General features: G+C 42.4%; 13 protein-coding genes and 1 tRNA gene. 7 read left to right on the plus strand and 7 right to left on the minus strand.

Annotation, left to right across the window (positions count from 1 at the left end; translation table 11 throughout):
• The first annotated feature begins 15 nt into the window (after positions 1 to 15).
• On the plus strand, positions 16 to 1,383 hold the full coding sequence (locus L4C32_RS10645; protein WP_428196858.1) for an alpha-glucosidase/alpha-galactosidase: 1,368 nt from the start codon (positions 16 to 18) through the stop codon (positions 1,381 to 1,383).
• A gap of 153 nt (positions 1,384 to 1,536) precedes the next feature.
• Here the strand turns inward: L4C32_RS10645 and L4C32_RS10650 are convergent, their stop codons facing one another.
• Complete coding sequence (locus L4C32_RS10650) at positions 1,537 to 2,004, minus strand: EF-hand domain-containing protein (RefSeq protein WP_428196859.1); 468 nt, start codon at positions 2,002 to 2,004, stop codon at positions 1,537 to 1,539.
• A gap of 166 nt (positions 2,005 to 2,170) precedes the next feature.
• Positions 2,171 to 3,193: a PTS sugar transporter subunit IIC gene (locus tag L4C32_RS10655; protein WP_428196860.1), complete on the minus strand. Its 1,023-nt coding sequence runs from the start codon at positions 3,191 to 3,193 to the stop codon at positions 2,171 to 2,173.
• A 516-nt stretch (positions 3,194 to 3,709) separates the two neighbouring features.
• Between L4C32_RS10655 and L4C32_RS10660 the strand changes: the two genes are divergently transcribed.
• Both L4C32_RS10660 and L4C32_RS10665 read left to right on the plus strand, forming a co-directional pair.
• Positions 3,710 to 3,796 (plus strand) — tRNA-Leu (locus tag L4C32_RS10660).
• A gap of 171 nt (positions 3,797 to 3,967) precedes the next feature.
• Positions 3,968 to 5,809: a putative bifunctional diguanylate cyclase/phosphodiesterase gene (locus L4C32_RS10665; RefSeq protein ID WP_428196861.1), complete on the plus strand. Its 1,842-nt coding sequence runs from the start codon at positions 3,968 to 3,970 to the stop codon at positions 5,807 to 5,809.
• Positions 5,810 to 5,837: 28 nt separating this feature from the next.
• Here the strand turns inward: L4C32_RS10665 and L4C32_RS10670 are convergent, their stop codons facing one another.
• Positions 5,838 to 8,615 carry an FAD-binding and (Fe-S)-binding domain-containing protein gene (locus L4C32_RS10670; protein ID WP_428196862.1) on the minus strand — a complete coding sequence of 926 codons (2,778 nt, stop codon included), beginning with the start codon at positions 8,613 to 8,615 and terminating at the stop codon, positions 5,838 to 5,840.
• A gap of 134 nt (positions 8,616 to 8,749) precedes the next feature.
• On the opposite strand from L4C32_RS10670, the gene L4C32_RS10675 reads away from it, so the two are divergent.
• Positions 8,750 to 9,910 carry an MFS transporter gene (locus tag L4C32_RS10675; RefSeq protein WP_428196863.1) on the plus strand — a complete coding sequence of 387 codons (1,161 nt, stop codon included), beginning with the start codon at positions 8,750 to 8,752 and terminating at the stop codon, positions 9,908 to 9,910.
• Between the two features lie 22 nt (positions 9,911 to 9,932).
• Here the strand turns inward: L4C32_RS10675 and L4C32_RS10680 are convergent, their stop codons facing one another.
• The 3 genes from L4C32_RS10680 to L4C32_RS10690 all read right to left on the minus strand — a co-directional run bounded on the left by L4C32_RS10680 (position 9,933) and on the right by L4C32_RS10690 (position 13,067).
• Entirely contained in the window at positions 9,933 to 10,742 is an 810-nt protein-coding gene (locus L4C32_RS10680) for an ABC transporter ATP-binding protein (RefSeq protein WP_428196864.1), read from the minus strand.
• Positions 10,739 to 11,845, minus strand: coding sequence for a FecCD family ABC transporter permease (locus L4C32_RS10685; protein ID WP_428196865.1), 1,107 nt, complete (start codon positions 11,843 to 11,845; stop codon positions 10,739 to 10,741). Before L4C32_RS10685 ends, L4C32_RS10680 begins: the two co-directional genes overlap by 4 nt.
• An 82-nt stretch (positions 11,846 to 11,927) precedes the next feature.
• Entirely contained in the window at positions 11,928 to 13,067 is a 1,140-nt protein-coding gene (locus L4C32_RS10690; protein ID WP_428196866.1) for an ABC transporter substrate-binding protein, read from the minus strand.
• Positions 13,068 to 13,463: 396 nt separating this feature from the next.
• Here L4C32_RS10690 and L4C32_RS10695 point away from each other — a divergent pair, with 396 nt between their 5' ends.
• The 3 genes from L4C32_RS10695 (at position 13,464) to L4C32_RS10705 (ending at position 16,379) form a co-directional block, all read left to right on the plus strand.
• Entirely contained in the window at positions 13,464 to 14,117 is a 654-nt protein-coding gene (locus L4C32_RS10695) for a ParA family protein (protein ID WP_428196867.1), read from the plus strand.
• A gap of 69 nt (positions 14,118 to 14,186) precedes the next feature.
• Positions 14,187 to 15,497 (plus strand): MipA/OmpV family protein, encoded by a 1,311-nt coding sequence (locus L4C32_RS10700; protein ID WP_428196868.1) that lies wholly within the window; start codon positions 14,187 to 14,189, stop codon positions 15,495 to 15,497.
• 129 nt (positions 15,498 to 15,626) lie between these two features.
• Positions 15,627 to 16,379 carry an ankyrin repeat domain-containing protein gene (locus tag L4C32_RS10705; protein WP_428196869.1) on the plus strand — a complete coding sequence of 251 codons (753 nt, stop codon included), beginning with the start codon at positions 15,627 to 15,629 and terminating at the stop codon, positions 16,377 to 16,379.
• Positions 16,380 to 16,436: 57 nt separating this feature from the next.
• Here L4C32_RS10705 and L4C32_RS10710 read toward each other — a convergent pair whose 3' ends face one another.
• Positions 16,437 to 17,516: a ketoacyl-ACP synthase III gene (locus L4C32_RS10710; protein WP_428196884.1), complete on the minus strand. Its 1,080-nt coding sequence runs from the start codon at positions 17,514 to 17,516 to the stop codon at positions 16,437 to 16,439.
• Positions 17,517 to 17,528: the final 12 nt, after the last annotated feature.

Below are 17,528 nucleotides of genomic sequence, written 5' to 3' on the forward strand. Positions count from 1 at the left end.
ATAGGAACAAGAAAAATGACTAAATACCCTAAAATAACGTTTGTTGGTGCAGGTTCTACCGTGTTCATGCGCAATTTGATCGGCGATATTTTACAACAAAAAGCACTAGGCGGCGCACACGTTGCACTACTAGATATCAACGAAGATCGTCTGGAAGAATCAGCAGCTATCGCTAATCGCATGATAAGTACATTAGGAGTTACCGCTAAAATCACTACTCATACTAATCAACGTGAGGGGTTGCAAGGTGCTGATTTTGTTATTGTTGCATTTCAAATAGGGGGTTATGATCCTTGTACCATCACCGATTTTGATGTACCTAAAGAGTTTGGTTTGCGCCAGACTATTGCGGATACATTAGGTATAGGTGGCATTATGCGAGGTCTGCGAACTGTTCCACATTTATGGTCAGTATGTGACGATATGATGCAAGTGTGTCCAGATGCCGTGCTACTTCAATATGTGAACCCAATGGCAATTAATACATGGGCGATAGCAAGGAAATACCCACAGATTAAGCAAGTCGGTTTATGCCATTCTGTGCAGCATACTGCTGATTCCTTAGCCATTGATTTAGGTCTTGATGTCGACAAGTTTCGCTACCGTTGCGCAGGGATAAATCATATTGCGTTTTTCTTATCTTTCGAAGAGATATTAGACAATGGCGAATATCGTGATTTGTATCCTAAATTATTAGAAGGATATGAAAAGGGTCAGTACCCGACGCCTGAAAGCTTATACAGTGAGCGTTGCCCTAACTTAATTCGCTATGAAATGTTAAAACGTTTAGGCTATTTTGTAACGGAGAGCTCTGAACACTTTGCTGAATATGTCCCTTGGTTTATAAAAGAGGGACGTGAAGATATTTTAGAAAAATTTGGTATTCCTTTAGATGAATATCCAACACGTTGTATTGAGCAAATTGAAGGATGGAAAAAAGAGAGTGAGGAGCTTAAAAGTTCTGACAATCTAGAAGTGAAACAAAGTGATGAGTATGCCTCGCAAATCATCAACTCAGTATGGACAGGTGTACCTTCGGTTATCTATGGCAATGTTGCTAACACAGGGCTAATTACCTCATTACCGGAAGGCTGCGCTGTTGAAGTACCTTGCTTGGTTGATCGCAATGGGGTTCAACCTACCTATATCGGCAAGCTTCCTCCGCAGTTAAGCGCGATTATGCAATCGAGTGTGAGTGTTCAAGAACTCGTTATTGAAGCGTTGATGACAGAAAATCCAGAGCACATTTACCATGCTGCAATGATGGATCCTCATACTGCTGCTGAACTTGACCTTGACCAAATATGGGCAATGGTTGACCGGTTACGAGAAGCGCATCATGATTGGTTGCCAGCGTGGGCACAATTAGATACGAAGGTGTAGTGCAAACTGATCTCATATGGTAATGGTCAGAGGTGATACTGCCAACAAGCAGAGATGCAAAGGCTCCATCTAGGGAGCCTTGAAAATCCGTTTTAGTGGTGAATATAATTAACTTGTCTGATCAAACGATACTGTGAAAAGAGTTACTCGGCGCTATTTGTTCTTGCCTTTACCTTTGTTGTTCTCTTTATTGCCTCCACGATTGTTTCCATTATTCCTTTGACCGTCACTACTGCTACTTGCTCCTTCATCACTTTTTCTCTCTCCACTGCCATTCCCAGGGTTGGAGTATTTGCTGTGCGCCGCTAGTTCCTCTTCGGTAATGATTCCATCTTTATCCTTATCAAATGAGGCAAACGCGCTCATTTTGCTTTTTTCTTCGCTTTCTTCGCCATCATCAGGTGAGCCGGGGTCGCCTGGATTCTCAGGCTCTTCTTGTTCTTTTCCTCGGTATAAATCTAGCTCTTCTTGGTCAATGACACCATCACCATTGGTATCAACACTGTCAAACGAAGGCGGTATATGCTTTCCGTTATTGTCATTTTCTTCTTCTTCACTGGCCATGCTGTTAAAGGATAACGTGGTGGCAAATAGCATTAGCCCGAGTGCGTATCTGTTCATAAGTTGATCCTATCTGTGCTTCTCATAGGTAATACTATTAAGTGTAGTTATTTATTGATGGTTTACTCATTAATATTGAGTTGCCTCTGTTTCAAATAAAAAACCTCAACAGAGATTGAAGAGGTTTTTGTGACAGGCAATTTACGAAGTAAATTCTATATGGCAATTACCCATTAACAAACTGTTGCAGCGGCACGCGTTGTTGTAAGAAAGTACGATAGATTTTAACGCCTATGATACCGCCAATTAAGCCGGCGATAGCAGCGGCAGCGGCAGCCATAAACAGTGTTGAGGGTGGATTGAACGCAATGGATGCCAACAGGCCGGGGATCGGTGCGGCACTGCCAGGTGCGTCATTAACGATACCAAAATAGGCGGCAATGGTTCCCGCGAAAGCCCCTCCGATAAAGTTAGACATGAACACAGGAACAGGGTTTCGCGTGACGATATGAGCTTGTGTTAGCGGTTCTAACATGACACTGGCGGTATTGCAGGACTTTCCTAGTTTCAGAGCATGGAAAACATAACCATTGGTAAATGATCCCCCCACACAGGCCATAGCAGCAATACCCATTGGTAGACCCGTTAACCCAAGCATGGCGGTTAATGCCATGGAACTCAGTGGCGAGGTACACACCATTTTGATTAAGCCCCCTAATAAAAATCCCATGACAAGTGGAGATAACGAGGTTGCCTCAGTGATCATGTTGGCCAGTGTGCCCATTAACATGTCAAGGGCTGGGCTGATAAAGAAACCCAGTAATCGTGCAAGTGGAGCAATAATTAACACTCCAGCGATAACATCAATCCCTTCCGGTAAATATCGTTTAAATAGCGGGGTAATAAACGAGAACAGGTATCCGACAATGAAGCCTTCTAGAATCCCTAGATGCAACATTGCTAAGCCGGTGACCATTGCAAAGACAGGTTGCACCCCAACGCGTAACATCACTAAGGTAGCGGCAGCGACTCCGCCCATACCACCTATTAAGTTCCCAAATTCAGACAGGTAGCCAATGCCTAATAGGTTACCCATAACATATTTGTGTATTGCTTCAACCAGAAAAGTAGCAATAGCGGCATCTGCTAAACCACTCATGGCTGCGCTGCCATGAGGGGCTTTAAAACTGAACAGTGAAAATAGGGCGAGAGCAACTAATAATGCGGTGATTCCTAAAATAATTTCCATCGTGTTTCCTTATCATTTCGGTGTATTTAAAGATAAATAGCACCATTAACCGATAATATTCAGTGTTGATATAGATTCAGTAGCAAAATAGGGAATTAGAGCCGGGATCGGGAATAGACAGGATAAAACGAATGGAGTAGTGGAGTGGGGTGGAAAGACGTTGATGGCTATGCAAACTGCTAGCATCAAAATTAACTCAATATATGTTCATAATAGGTCACCATGTTCGAATTAATCGGGTGAAGAACAAAAAGACATTGCGTAACAAAGGCACTCTATCACAGCATAAAATTCTGGTTTTTGAACCTGGTCATATTTCAATCTAACGTTACTCTATTTCGAATATACGATGTAATAGTAACCACTTAACCCGATTTATTTATTTTCAGCTTGACGATTTTTTTCAATCCGTTAAAGTACGTTCCGTTCTCACACAATGTACAGAGACGAAGAATTTTACGAAAATTGGAATTCATCAAGAAAGTTGGTGCCGATTATCGCAATCAAGAATTGCGTGCCCTGGTGGTGGAATTGGTAGACACAAGGGATTTAAAATCCCTCGGCGTTCGCGCTGTGCCGGTTCAAGTCCGGCCCGGGGCACCATGCTTATAAGAGAGGCTTACCTTAACGGTAAGCCTTTTTTTTTGATTTTTTGACAAAAAGGTTTTAATACTTTTTAATTATTATTTCATTACTTAGACATACGTAATTTAAAAAATGAGATTTTATGCTTAAACTTAGGAGAGGCAATACCACTCAAGAAAGGTAGAGTTGATGTTAGATGAGGCTCAATCTGATTCATTGATTAGAAAGGTCACAGATAAATATCGATTACCATTGGTAGGTAATAAATCGCACTATTTTATGATGGGTGTTTTTGTACTTTTATTAAGTATAGTTAGCCTCATATTGAACAACTTACATGATGATCCTTTATCAAAATCTCTTTATCTGCTGTTCCCCGTGTTACTCCTAACTGCTCGTTTTCATCCTAAAATGACGATAAAAAAAGTCACCTCTATCTCGGCGCTAATGATCGTATTGGTTCTGGGGATCTTGGATCCTGTCGATGTGGAAGAGATAGAAGAAGCGTTTATCTTTATTCCGCTATTGTACATTATGATCTTTCCACACTCTCTGTGGCCTATTATGGTGGCTTTCCTGCTATTGCTTACCTACTTACCAACGATAGGTGCACATGATATTTATGATTTTATTGAAGATTGTGCGGAAATAGTACTGATTAGTACGTTTGCGGGAGTCATGTCCTTTTTTCAACATAAATCGAAACGTCAGGCTCAATACTTTCAAATGCAGAGTTTAACTGATGATTTAACCTCAATTTTAAACAGAAAAGCATTCAACCAAGATATTCAAAGCCACGCTCAGCAGTGGCAGGTGAATCGACACTATCAGTTTGCACTGATCATTGTTGATCTTGATGACTTTAAAAGAGTGAACGATCAATATGGTCACCATGCAGGGGATGAGTTGCTTATTGCCGTGGTGAATCGATATCTACATTTTCTACAATCTGGAATGACACTGTATCGGTTAGGGGGAGATGAGTTCTGTATATTGGTTCATCAGGGTAGTCAGAGCCAAAAGGTATCGATAAAAGATCGAGTACATACGTTAGTGGAGACTCTTCACGAGAGCGAGAAACAAAATTATCGGTTGGAGTGTGGCTCCCACAAGATCACGCCAACGATTGGAGTGTCATTTTTTCCAGAAGATACAACCAATACTGAGTTGTTAAATCGTAATGCTGATTTGGCTATGTACTCAATCAAAAAAATGGGGAAAAACGGATACGCCTACTACAAAAGAGAGATGTTTGAGCGGATATTATATGAGTACGCGATAGAGAAAAAGCTACGTACCGCCATCAAAGAGCAGCAATTTTACTTGGTTTATCAACCTCAATTAAGCTTAACCAGCGGAGCGATTATTGGGGTTGAAGCTCTGTTACGTTGGCAGGAACCCGAGCTAGGTTTTGTCAGTCCCGCGGATTTCATTCCGATCGCTGAAAGTTCAGGAAGCATTGTCCCAATCGGTGAGTGGGTATTAAAGGAGGCGTGTGCACAGCTTGCTCTTTGGCAAAAAAGCATGCCGCACATTCATATGTCAGTAAACCTTTCGGCGGTACAGGTACATCAAGATAATTTGGTTGCTATGGTTACCGATATCATCAGTAACAGTGGTATTGACCCAAACTGGTTAGAGCTCGAGTTGACTGAGACAGCAATGATGAGTTCACCAGAAGAACACATTAATAAGCTTCATGCATTGAGCAAAATGGGTATTAAGCTGGCGATTGATGATTTTGGTGTTGCCTATTCCTCTTTGGCGTATTTAACTAAATTACCGATAAATACTTTAAAAATTGATAAGAGCTTTGTTGATAATTGTAAAACCAGTCATCAAGATAGAATGATCGTTCGTACCATCGTTCAACTAAGCAAAAACCTCCATTTGTCAACGGTTGCAGAAGGGGTTGAAGATGATGAGCAGCGTAAGATATTACATCAAGAGGGCGCAGATTTTTTCCAAGGTTACCTGTTCTCTAAACCCGTCTCACCAGAAGATATTGAAGCGTTAATTAACAGCCAGTAAGAGCAATTTTTACTGGCTGATCACAATGCTACTGACTCACTCGATCAACCAAATAGAGTATTGAACGGTACTCTATTTTACTGTGCTCAGTCAGACCAATCTCGCAGGTACGGCTGTTAGAGTAACCTTGAGTGCAATTATCAGGTATCTGCTGTTTGAGCGTTGATAGGGCAGAGGCATTCAGTTCAGGGACCGTGAACCCTTTATCCCCAGCAAAACCGCAACACTCAATATCACTTGGAATAATCACCTGTTTGGCACACACTTCAGTGACTTTCTTTATTAAACTGGCTAGCCCAGAACGCCTAGAAGTACAGGTAATATGTAACATCACAGGCTCGTTTTGTTGTGTAATAGTGAGCTTGGGAAGTAGATAATTAGCAATGAACTGGAAGGGTTCGAAAATGGTCAAGGTTTCGCTCATTGAGGTTTTCGACAAACGTGCGCATGGGCTGGTATCCATTAAAATGGGATAGCTACCTTGGTTGGAAGCCTCGAGTAATAATTGCTCTAGCTCTGTTGACTTATTTTTATGGGTATCGACATAGCCTTTGCTGTAGTAGGGCATTCCGCAGCATGCATTGTCTACATTGTCAGGAATAATGACCTCATAACCTGCCTTTTTTAAAAGAGAGAGTGTCACTTCATGCAGTGAGCGTGGATCCATCGCTTTGGCTGCTGAGCCCATGGTCCGAGATGCACAACTTGGAAAGTAGACGATCTTAGGTCGGCCAATGGCTGTAATATTGGGTGAGATAACCTTGCTTGCTGCTGTGGGTAGACTGGTAGACCAAAGAGGGATGCGATGGCCTGTAATTCGTTGAATACCATCAGCGATAGATAACCCTACCTTGGTCGCTTTGGTGACAGTGGCAAAGTGGTCGGCACTCCAACGAGCAATGCTATTGGCTGCTGGTGAGTGGACCTCACGCAGTTTACGCATTAAATCTCCCGTATTGATATCTACTGGGCATCGTTCGGCACATAGCCCAGTTGCGGCGCACGTATTTATGCCTAAATACTGGAACGATTTTTCAAGTTCAGCCAACTGTTCAGGGTTCTCTTGTGTGCGTCTCAATCGACTGATTTCACGATAGACACTGTTTCTCTGACGGGGTGTTAATGACAGATCTCTTGATGGACAGACAGGCTCACAAAAACCACACTCAATGCATTTATCGATAAGTGCATCAGCGGCAGGCATCGCTTTCAGATCTTTCAGGTGAGCTTGGTTATCTTCATTGATGATTACCCCTGGATTGAGTATTGATTTGGGGTCGAAAATGGCTTTAATTTGCTGCATGAGAGCGAAACCGTCCGCACCCCATTCTAACTCAACATAAGGGGCCATATTTCTGCCAGTACCATGTTCCGCTTTCAACGAACCTTGATACTTTACCGCCACTAAGTGTGAAACGTCGTCCATAAAGTCGCTGTACCTCTCAACCTCATCACTGCTATCAAACGCCTGAGTAAACACAAAGTGAAGATTCCCATCTAAGGCATGACCAAAAATGATGGCTTCGTCATAATGATACTTTTCAAACAGTTGCTGTAGTTCACGTGTCGCTTGAGCGAGTTGGTTAATTGGAAAGGCAACATCTTCAATGATGACAGTGGTTCCGGTTTCTCGCACCGCGCCAACGGCTGGAAATAACCCTTTCCTTACTGCCCATAGCTGGTTAGATATCTCAGAATCTTGGCTAAATTTGATATTGTCGATGGGGGAGGCTGCGTCGATAATGGCGGTTAATATATGTTGTTGCTGCTCTAGTTGTTGTTGATTTTCTGCGTGTATTTCGACTAATAGTGCAGCGGCTTCTTGATGATTCTGTTGAGAGAGTTGGCTAATAAACGCCGGCATTCCAGCTTTATCAGCAACGGAGGCGAGCGCTCGGCTGTCCATTAACTCAACGGCGGTGACAGCGGTCTTGCTCAGTTCACTGACACATAAACAGGTGGTTTCAATATCTTTAAAAAGATAGAGTCCACAGGCTTTAAAAGGGTGGTCAGGAACGGTGTTGTAGGTGATTTCAGCAATAAAGCCTAGGGTGCCTTCTGAGCCAATCATTAAGTGCTGCAGGATATCGATGGGGTCATCATAATCAATCAGTGCATTAATGCTGTACCCCGTGGTATTTTTTAAACGATATTTGTGCCGAATCTTATCGGTTAAGCTCTGATTGGATAAGCAGTGTTGAGAGAGTTCTTTTATATCGTTCAATAACTCACTATGGGTGAGTTGGAATGTTTCTATATTGGCTGGGTCGCGTGTATTTAAGACAGTGCCATCAAACAGGACGATGGTCATGCCAGCAAGAGTATGATAACTATTTTGCGCCGTACCACAGCACATTCCCGATGAGTTATTTGCCGCAATACCACCTATTTTACAGCTGTTGATAGAAGCCGGGTCGGGGCCAATTTTTCGGCCAAATGGGGCAAGCAGCCGATTGACATCAGCTCCGATTAATCCCGGCTGTAGTGATATTTGCTGTCCATTATTGAGGATCTCATACTCTCTCCAGCGCGGTGTGAGCATGATAAGCACAGAATCCGAGATGGCTTGACCGGACAGGCTTGTGCCTGCCGCGCGAAAGGTGACAGCAACATTAGATTGGTAGCAGAGACGTAAAGCCATAACCACTTCATCTATAGAGTCGAGTTGCAAAACAATATGAGGAGTCAGACGATAAAAGCTGGCATCGGTACCATATGCAAGGGTGAGCGTAGGGTCCGTAATGATTCTTGTTGGTTCAATGTGGTGTGAAAGCTGTTGAACTAACTGTTGATACGTAGGTGACATAGATACGGCTCCAAATATATTATCATTTGTTACAATTTTGTTTGATACTATCATCATCGAAGAAAATCAATGCAATAACACTTTGGTTGAACTTTGACCCCGCTCTCTATTGAGTTCTCATTAAAGGTATTACTGTGAATAAATTCCGTACCCCTGAAACCTTGCTGCTATTGATGGCTTTTGTGATGTCATTAACCTTTTCCGTCTGGAACGTATTGCTTAATAATTTTTCTATCGAGCAGATTGCCTTTACCGGGAGAGAGATTGGCACTTTACAAAGCTTAAGAGAGGTGCCGGGTTTTCTTGCGTTCACCGCGATATATCTATTGCTGTTTATTCGTGAACAGAAATTTGCCTACCTGTTTCTTGCGGTGATGTGTGTTGGCGTGATTGTTACGGGCTGGTTTCCCACCGAGTATGGCCTCTATTTAACCACCATCGTCATGTCTATCGGCTTCCACTATTTCGAAACCGTGAATCAATCACTGACGCTTCAATGGATCCCTAAAGATCGTAGTGCTCACTTTATGGGACGAGCTTTGTCGATTAAGAGTATTGGCAGCTTAGCGGCATACAGCGCCGTTTGGTTCATGATGGAGTTGTTTAATGTTGAGTACAACACCGTCTATATGCTGTTTGGATTGCTAGGGCTCTCGATCGTTCTTTTTATGTGGTTTGCTTTTCCCTATTTCTCACAAGCTCATAGCCAACATAAAACCTTGGTGTTTAGAAAAGAGTACTGGGTCTATTATGGCCTTACCTTTATGAGTGGCGCTAGGCGACAGATTTTTATCGTGTTTGCTGGATTTATGATGGTTGAGAAGTTTGGCTATGATGTAGGAGATATTAGCCTGCTCTTTATTATCAACTATGTATTTAATATGTTGTTTGCTGCAAAAATTGGCGCCTGGATTGGGCGGGTGGGGGAGAGAAAAGCCCTAACGTTTGAATATATCGGTTTGATTTTTGTCTTTGCGGGTTATGCGCTGGTTGAGAATAGTCACCTTGCTGCTGCATTGTATGTTGTTGACCATCTGTTTTTTGCCCTAGCGATTGCGATTAAATCCTACTTGCAGAAAATTGCTGATCCTAAAGATTTAGCCTCAACAGCGGCGGTGAGCTTTACTATTAATCATGTGGCAGCGGTTATTATTCCCGCTTTACTTGGCATTTTATGGTTGACATCACCTTCCGCAGTATTTGCTATTGGTGTGGGCTTCGCTGTCTGTTCATTAGTACTGGCTCGAATTGTTCCTGCTGAGCCAAAGCAGTTAGTCTTTAGTAAGGCAGTATAAACTGCCTTAAAGTGAGAGGCCTTTAAGCGACTTTATCTCTGTTGGCCCCTTGCTTTGGAGAGTGACGTAATTGCGCATCAACATACAGCTCTCCGCGTTTTGAGTGTTCTAACGTGGTATTCACATTGTAAGTGTCACCAAGTAACTTCATTGCGAGTACATCGTGAGGTTTTCCTGATGTCTGAATGACACCTTTATTTAACAACACTAAATGATCACAGTACTTTGCCGCTAAATTGACATCATGTAGTGCAGCAATGGTGATTAACCCTCTCTCCTGGGTCAGCTGTTTGACGACTTGTAAAATGGCCAGTTGATGATGCAAATCCAGTGCACTGGTCGGCTCATCGAGTAAAATGACTTTAGGCTCTATCACTAAAATTCGCGCCATCGCCACGAGTTGCTTTTGACCACCACTTAACTGACACATATCTTTATCGGCAAGATGATCGATGGAGAGTTTTTCTAAAATTTTTGAAACCTTCTGTAGGTCTTGTAATTTAACTCTCCAGCTAGAAAATTGTTTCAGCGCTAATAACACAGACTCAAATACAGAAAGCACCAAACTGCTATGAAAAGATTGAGGTAAATAGGCGATTTGTCTTGCTCTAACGGATCTAGAGAGCGTGTTAATATTAATGTCATCCAGCAGGATATTGCCACTGTCACGGTTAAGTAGCCCAGCTACCGCTTTAAATAGAGTGGATTTACCCGTGGCGTTAGGCCCTAACAGCCCGATAAACTGACCTTTTTGCAGACCGTCTATATGTAAGTTGTCGAGCACTTTATTCGCACCGTAGCTTACGGTGAGATCTGAGATGGAAAGACTCATAGTGAACGCTCCTTAGAATGTTTAATGATGATGGCTAAGAAAACAGGTACACCAATCAACGCGGTGATAATGCCGATAGGGTATATGATGCCAGGGGTAAGTGATTTACTGACAATAGACGTTATGCTAAGCATCACAGCACCTAACAAAGCGGAAAGAGGAATGAAGTAACGTTGATCTTCGCCCACTAATAGCCTAGCAATATGAGGCCCGACTAAACCGACAAAACCTATGGTACCGACAAAGGCAACGGCGGTAGCGGCAAGCAGTGAAATACAGATAAGAATCTCTACCCGTAGTCTGTTTAGATTAACGCCCATACTTTGAGCACTCTCTTCACCAAGTCGCAGCGCAGTGAGTTGCCACGTTCGAGACATACAAAATGGAATAGTGACGATGAGTAATAGCGTGCCACAGCCAATTTGTAACCAACTGGCCCGTCCTAAAGACCCCAACATCCAAAAGACAATCCTCTGTAATTGAGTTTCAGAGGCCCCATACTCCATCATCGCTAATAGGGCGTTGAAGGCGAAGAAAATGGCGATACCAAATAGGATAATAGCCTGAGTACCAATGCCTTTTAAACGCATCATAAATAGCAATAAAAAACAGGTGCTCAAGGCAAATAAGAAGGCGTTTAACGTGACAAGCAGCGAACCAATATTGGGCACGATACCGATTCCAGTCACGATAGCTAAAGCAGCCCCGAAGCTGGCGGCTGATGAGACACCTAAGGTGAATGGGTCAGCGAGGGGGTTATTGAGCAAGGTTTGCATTAATGCGCCTGCTGTACCTAACATGGCTCCGACGATCACGGCTGTTATGGCTACGGGCATCCGGTAGTCCCAGATAATCACTTCTAATTTAATGCCGTGAGACATTTTATCCATAAGGACCTCAAGGACAGTCATCAGTGTGAAATTACCAGGACCAATTGAAATGTCAGCAATGGCACTTAAGAGCAGCAGTAGCGTTATGACAGTGAGTAACTGAATCTTTTTAGTGGCTCTTTTTTGGAAGTTTTTAGCAATTATTTTTTGTTTTTTCACTGAAGTAAAAGCAGGCTCTGAGCTTGTGCTTAATACATTATTTACCACATTCATTTCATATACCTAATGTGAGGTGTCGTTTGTTTTTTATCCGAGAAACACCCGGAATGGGCGTCTCTCGATGAAACATTTGACGTTATTTTAGCTTCTGCCAAAAAACACCGCTGAACTCAATAGGCAAGAACTTTTGGTGTAACTCTTCAAAATTTGCTTGCGGGTCTAAATTGGAAAAGTCTTCTGGGTAGAACCATTTAGCAAAGGTTTGTAGAGCGATAAAATGGTAAGGACTGTTATAGAATTGGTGATATATAGAGTAGAAGTCCTTATTCTTCACAGCCTTGAGTTCACTCCAGCCTTTTCGGTCAGCCAGGTGCTGCAATCGCTCTTGAGCTTCGTTTTGCTTTGCTTCATAACCAAATAAAACCGCCGTAGTATTCGGTTTTGCTTCAGACCAGTTGGCACCCGTTCCAATGATAAAATCTGGATCGTCGGTGAAAATAACTTCAGGATTGACCTTACCTGAGAATCCAGGGATTTTTCCGCTACCCCAGTTGATCCCACCGGCTTCATCGACTAAGCGCCCTAGGTTAGCTGAGCCAAACGTACTGCAACACTTATCTGGGTTAAAGCCAGCCGCTTTTTCAATAAAGACTAATGGTCGTTCATTAGGGGTCTTTTTATCAACGACGATACTTATTTTTCGCATTTGGGTGAGGTAGTAATCAACAAAATCATTCGCAGCACGCTCTTTGCCTAGAACTTTGCCTAATAGCAGGATACTAGGGATGGTATTTTGGGTTGGTCGTTGTCTAAAATCGACAAATATGACTTTGATGTCCGCTTTTTCAAGTTTAGTTAATAAGCCACTCTCTTGAGCTTTTAGCAAATTACCTAAGTTGAGAATGAAAAGATCGGTACCTAATGTGATGATTTTTTCCAAGTTATAATCACCGGAATAGGGGCTACCTAAATTTTCGATATCTTTAATTTTCGGAAATTTAGCGAGATATTTTCTGTATGCATCAGGGTCATACTTTATTAAATCGTCTTTCCAGCCAACCACTCTCTCTAACGGATTCTCTTGATCTAATACGGATAAGCTATAGGTTAACCTTCCCTCACCAAGTACGATGTTATTGACTTGCTCAGGGTCTATGTTGACCTGTCTTCCTGATATATCGGTAACCTCAATGACTTCAGCGGCGAGGTTACAAGAAACACCTAAAGCAATAGGTATAAGTAACCGTTTAATGAGAGATACGTTTTTCGTTAACATTGGATATCCTTATGGGTAGAAAGCATCAAAATATGCTTATCTGGTTTAATTGAGAAACAGGGTATAGGATATTCAACGCCAAGTAAATCGAAATGATAGTCATTATCATTATCAATTTGTAAGTTTGATGGTTATTGAGGCAGAAGGATGGCTTACAAGGTGAGTGACATAAATGCATTACTTCAGGTATTTAACTGCTTGATATAAAAAGATTGCAATTTTACGTGATCCTTTTCGTACTTTAAAACAAATGGCGAGTTGATAGATTGCTTAATAGATAACAGAGTAATAGGATGATGATATGTTGATCATTTTTCGTATTTTGAGCGCGGTGTTTACACCAAGGAGCCTATCATTTTAGTTGGATATAAAAGAGCCGCCTGTAAGAAAGTCTTAGTGATTAATAATAAAGGTGGGTCAGGTAAATCGACGTTAGCGATCTCTTTAGCTGCAATGCACTCAAACAGAGGCATAAAAACAGAATTGATCGATTTAGATCCGCAGAGTATTAGCTATCAATGGGGTTTTGCCTCTAAGCAGATACGATCTCAAAAATTCTTACCAACCTCAAATGTCCCATTTTCACTTGCGTTGCGATTAGAGGCCGATACACAACTGACTGTGATTGATTGTCCTTCTCATGTTTCTAAGTTTGATTTAGAGAAGTACACGTCAATGGCTGACATTATTGTCATTCCAACTCAGTCGACACCGATAGAGCAGCAAACGTTACGTGATTTTCTTCCGCAATTGGCGGCAACTCGAGCGGTTGCAAATAAAAGTGTGAAGATTGGTTGTGTTGTTACTCGATTCCAAGGTTGCCAAAGTCTTGACTCGATAGAAAAAACGCTTTCAGAAAAGAATATATCCATTATTGGGAAAATGTCAGAGCAGTGTGAATATCAAGACATATTCTTACACTCTGAGTCCTCTTTTGACGAAAAACATGATGCTTTGCTGTGGAACACTATGTTTGATTGGCTGAATGTTCAAAACGATCAGATAGAGCGTGTTACCCCCAATACGACTGTAAAACTTGCCATCGCATAAGCCCACAAAATATCAATTTATAAACTGGTTTGCTATTCTAACCTCAGAACTATTGCTCTGAGGTTTTTCATGTTAGTGCGCCTATTTACGTTCAGCACGCTTCTTTTTAGTACGACGCTCTTAGCGAATACTCACGATGAACAAGAGTGGGGCATTGCCGCTATGGTGCGTTCAGCCACTACCCCCTACAACATTTTCGAGGGCAGTAACCAAGAGGTTGATCCTGCCGTCACCACTTTTATTCCGATGATGTTTTTTCAAGGTGAGACGTTCTTCATTGATGGAATGGAAGGGGGAGTACACCTGTATACAGAAGAAGACTGGCAACTCAATGCACTACTCAGACTGCGCTATATCGATCTGCCTAAGCAGTATCAAAACCAAGTGGGTGGGGATACTGGTGATATGGGTATTCAAGCAAAATATACCATTAATGATGACTGGGCGCTCGAAGCCGATATTATGTCTGACTCCAAAGGAAGGTTACACAGTATAGCGCGAGCGGCGGGTGATTTTGATTTTGGAGATTGGAATCTACAACCTCTGTTTGAACTGCGCTGGAAAGAGGCGGAGTTTAATAGTCATTATTACTCTGTCACACAAGCAACCGGTGAAAATATCGGGGCAGGGGTCGATCTCAAAATGGGTTTGATGAGTCGATACCATGTCACTTCTAACCTCTATCTGCTTGGTGGCAATTATGTTACCCGTTTAGATGATAACGCTTACGATTCTGCTGTCATTGACGAACAGTGGCAGGCAGAACTCTTTTTAGGCTTCGGATTTTTTAACGACAAAAGTAAATCAACGCGTAGCGATCTCAGTAACTCCCCTTACGTTCGGGTGGCGCATGGCTGGGCGACACCGTCGAATATTGGGGATATTTTTACCGGAAATGCGGAGAAAGATGAGTACAACCATCAACTGTCTTCTCTGTTTTATGGGCACCCTTTAACAGATGAGTTGTTTGGTTTGCCACTGGATATCTATTTAACCCCCGGGCTTGCTTGGCATTATGGCACTGATCATCAATCTTCTACGGCTGAATATGTCGTGGCTATTAAGGCATTTGCTAATTTTACTTGGCCTACTCAGTGGCGATTTGGTGTGGCAGAGGGTCTCTCATACATCAATGATATTACTTATATTGAAGAGACCGAGATGATAAGCAAAGACCGACGACCTAGCCACTTGTTGAACTATTTGGACTTTTCGCTGGATGTGAATGTGGGCGACCTGTTTAATCATCGCCCTTTAGATAATGTTTGGTTTGGCTACAGTTTACACCACCGTTCGGCCATCTTTGAAAAAGCGTCACAATATGGGCGTATTAAAGGGGGCAGTAATTACAATACCCTCTATCTGCAATTTGATCTCTGAGTAGGTTAACTTTTGCCTTTTATGATTAATTAGTAATGAAAATCATTGGCCGTTAAGTATAATTGTTTTTTATGCATCGCGTGGGTGCGTGAGGGTTTGGCGTTCAATTGAATAGGGAAGAATAAATTGATGTTAAAAATACTGTCTACAGTCGCTCTACTGGTCACCATCTTTGTGATAACTCCAGTGAGTGCAAAAACAACCAATGAGCTCATTAAATCTTTGGAACAGAGTTTACAAGCGGGTGATAACTCAACGGCTATAGAGACGGCGGATGCGCTTATCGATAAGCTGATCGATGAAAAACAGTTCAAAACGGCCTACCAACTGTCGGATAAATTTGCGCAAGCCTCTACTCCGGATGTTGCCAAGTTCGGGTTGATAAAATTATCATCCGTTTTCAAAGCGCTCTATGACACTAAGGGTGACAAAGGATTCTTAGTCTCAGCGGGCGCAAGTTTGATTCAGATGAGTAAAGATGAAGAGGTGCTTACTGTCCTCAGTTATTACGCCAAAGAGTATGATGAAAATAATCCCAAAGAGTATTTTCAAAGGGTAAAAGCGAAAGCACATACTATGGAGACGGATAAGGTATTACGAGCTGCCTTTAGCCATATTAAATATGACCGTTGGGAGCTGGTTAAAATGTATATCAAAGAGAAGGTGATCAGTGCAAGTTCTCAGCTTAGCCGTGATGGAACCTCTCTATTGCACATGGCAATTTGGTATAACAAGCCGGATGTGGTTAAGGCGTTAATCGAGCAGTACAATGCCGATGTTAACCTCAAAGATAAAGAGGGTGATACCCCGTTGAAATACGCCCAACATCAGAAGTTTACGTCGCTGGCTAATTACATCAAATCGCAAGGTGGAACGCTGTAATTTGACGTGTTACTAGGGTGATATTGAGCAAGCAGATACTTGCTCAATATACTCGGATTATTTATTCGCAGATTGACACTGTTGAATAGCTCGCTCTAAAAGTTGTAGAGCTGTTTTTTCACATTTCGGTAGTTTAGCGTCAGATTGGCGAATAGGCTTGACTCTCTCTCCCCACTTAATATGTGCTGCCCCCCACGTTAACCCTGCGCCAAATGCAGCGGTCAGAATATTACTGTTAGGCTGAATTTTCCCTTGCTCTACCGCTTCACACAGTGCAATAGGTACTGTCGCTGCAGAGGTATTGCCATACTTATCAATATTGATGAAGGCTTTTTCAAGTGGGATATTAGCGTGTTCGCACAGGGCTTCGATGATACGTTTGTTGGCTTGATGCGGGATAACAACATCAATATCTTCATGTGTCATATTTGCTCGGGATAATACTTTGCTAGCAGCGGCTCCCATACCTTTAACTGCGCGCTTGAAAATGTCTTTGCCAATAAAACTAAAATTGAAAAATCCATTATCAGGATCAAACCTGTCCATTGCAGTGCCAAACAGTGGAATAGACAGAGAGTCCCTGCCATCAGAGTCACAACCAATTTGACTCTCTAACAATCCGACTGGTTGTTCCGTCTTACTAAGTACAACGGCCCCTGCGCCATCACCAAACAGCACGGCAGTATCCCTTTTACTCCAATCTAAGTAGAAGGAGAGGTGTTCAGCACCAATGACTAGAGCGTGTTGGTAGTTACCGGCTTGGATCATGCGAGTTGCCGTTTCTAAACCATAAACAAAACCAGTACAGGCGGCATTAAGATCAAATGCAGCCGCTTTTACCGCCCCTAAGTTACGTTGGACTTTTGAAGCAATATTGGGAATTAGGGTATCTGGTGAACATGTTGCTATAATAATGAGATCGAGTTGCTCTGCGTTGATATTGGCAGCGGATAGAGCGTGCTCGGCAGCAACTGTAGCCAAATCAGAGGTTTCAACATGGCTGATTCGACGATTTGAAATACCAGTGCGAGAGGTGATCCATTGGTCTGAAGTTTCAATGATAGTACTTAGATCGGCATTGGATAAAATGGATTCTGGAAGGCATTTTCCCCAACCCGTTATTTCAGCATAGGCCATAGGTTTCTCTTT

The organism is Aliivibrio kagoshimensis, from assembly GCF_050337105.1.
GTDB classification, from domain to species: Bacteria; Pseudomonadota; Gammaproteobacteria; order Enterobacterales; family Vibrionaceae; genus Aliivibrio_A; species Aliivibrio_A kagoshimensis.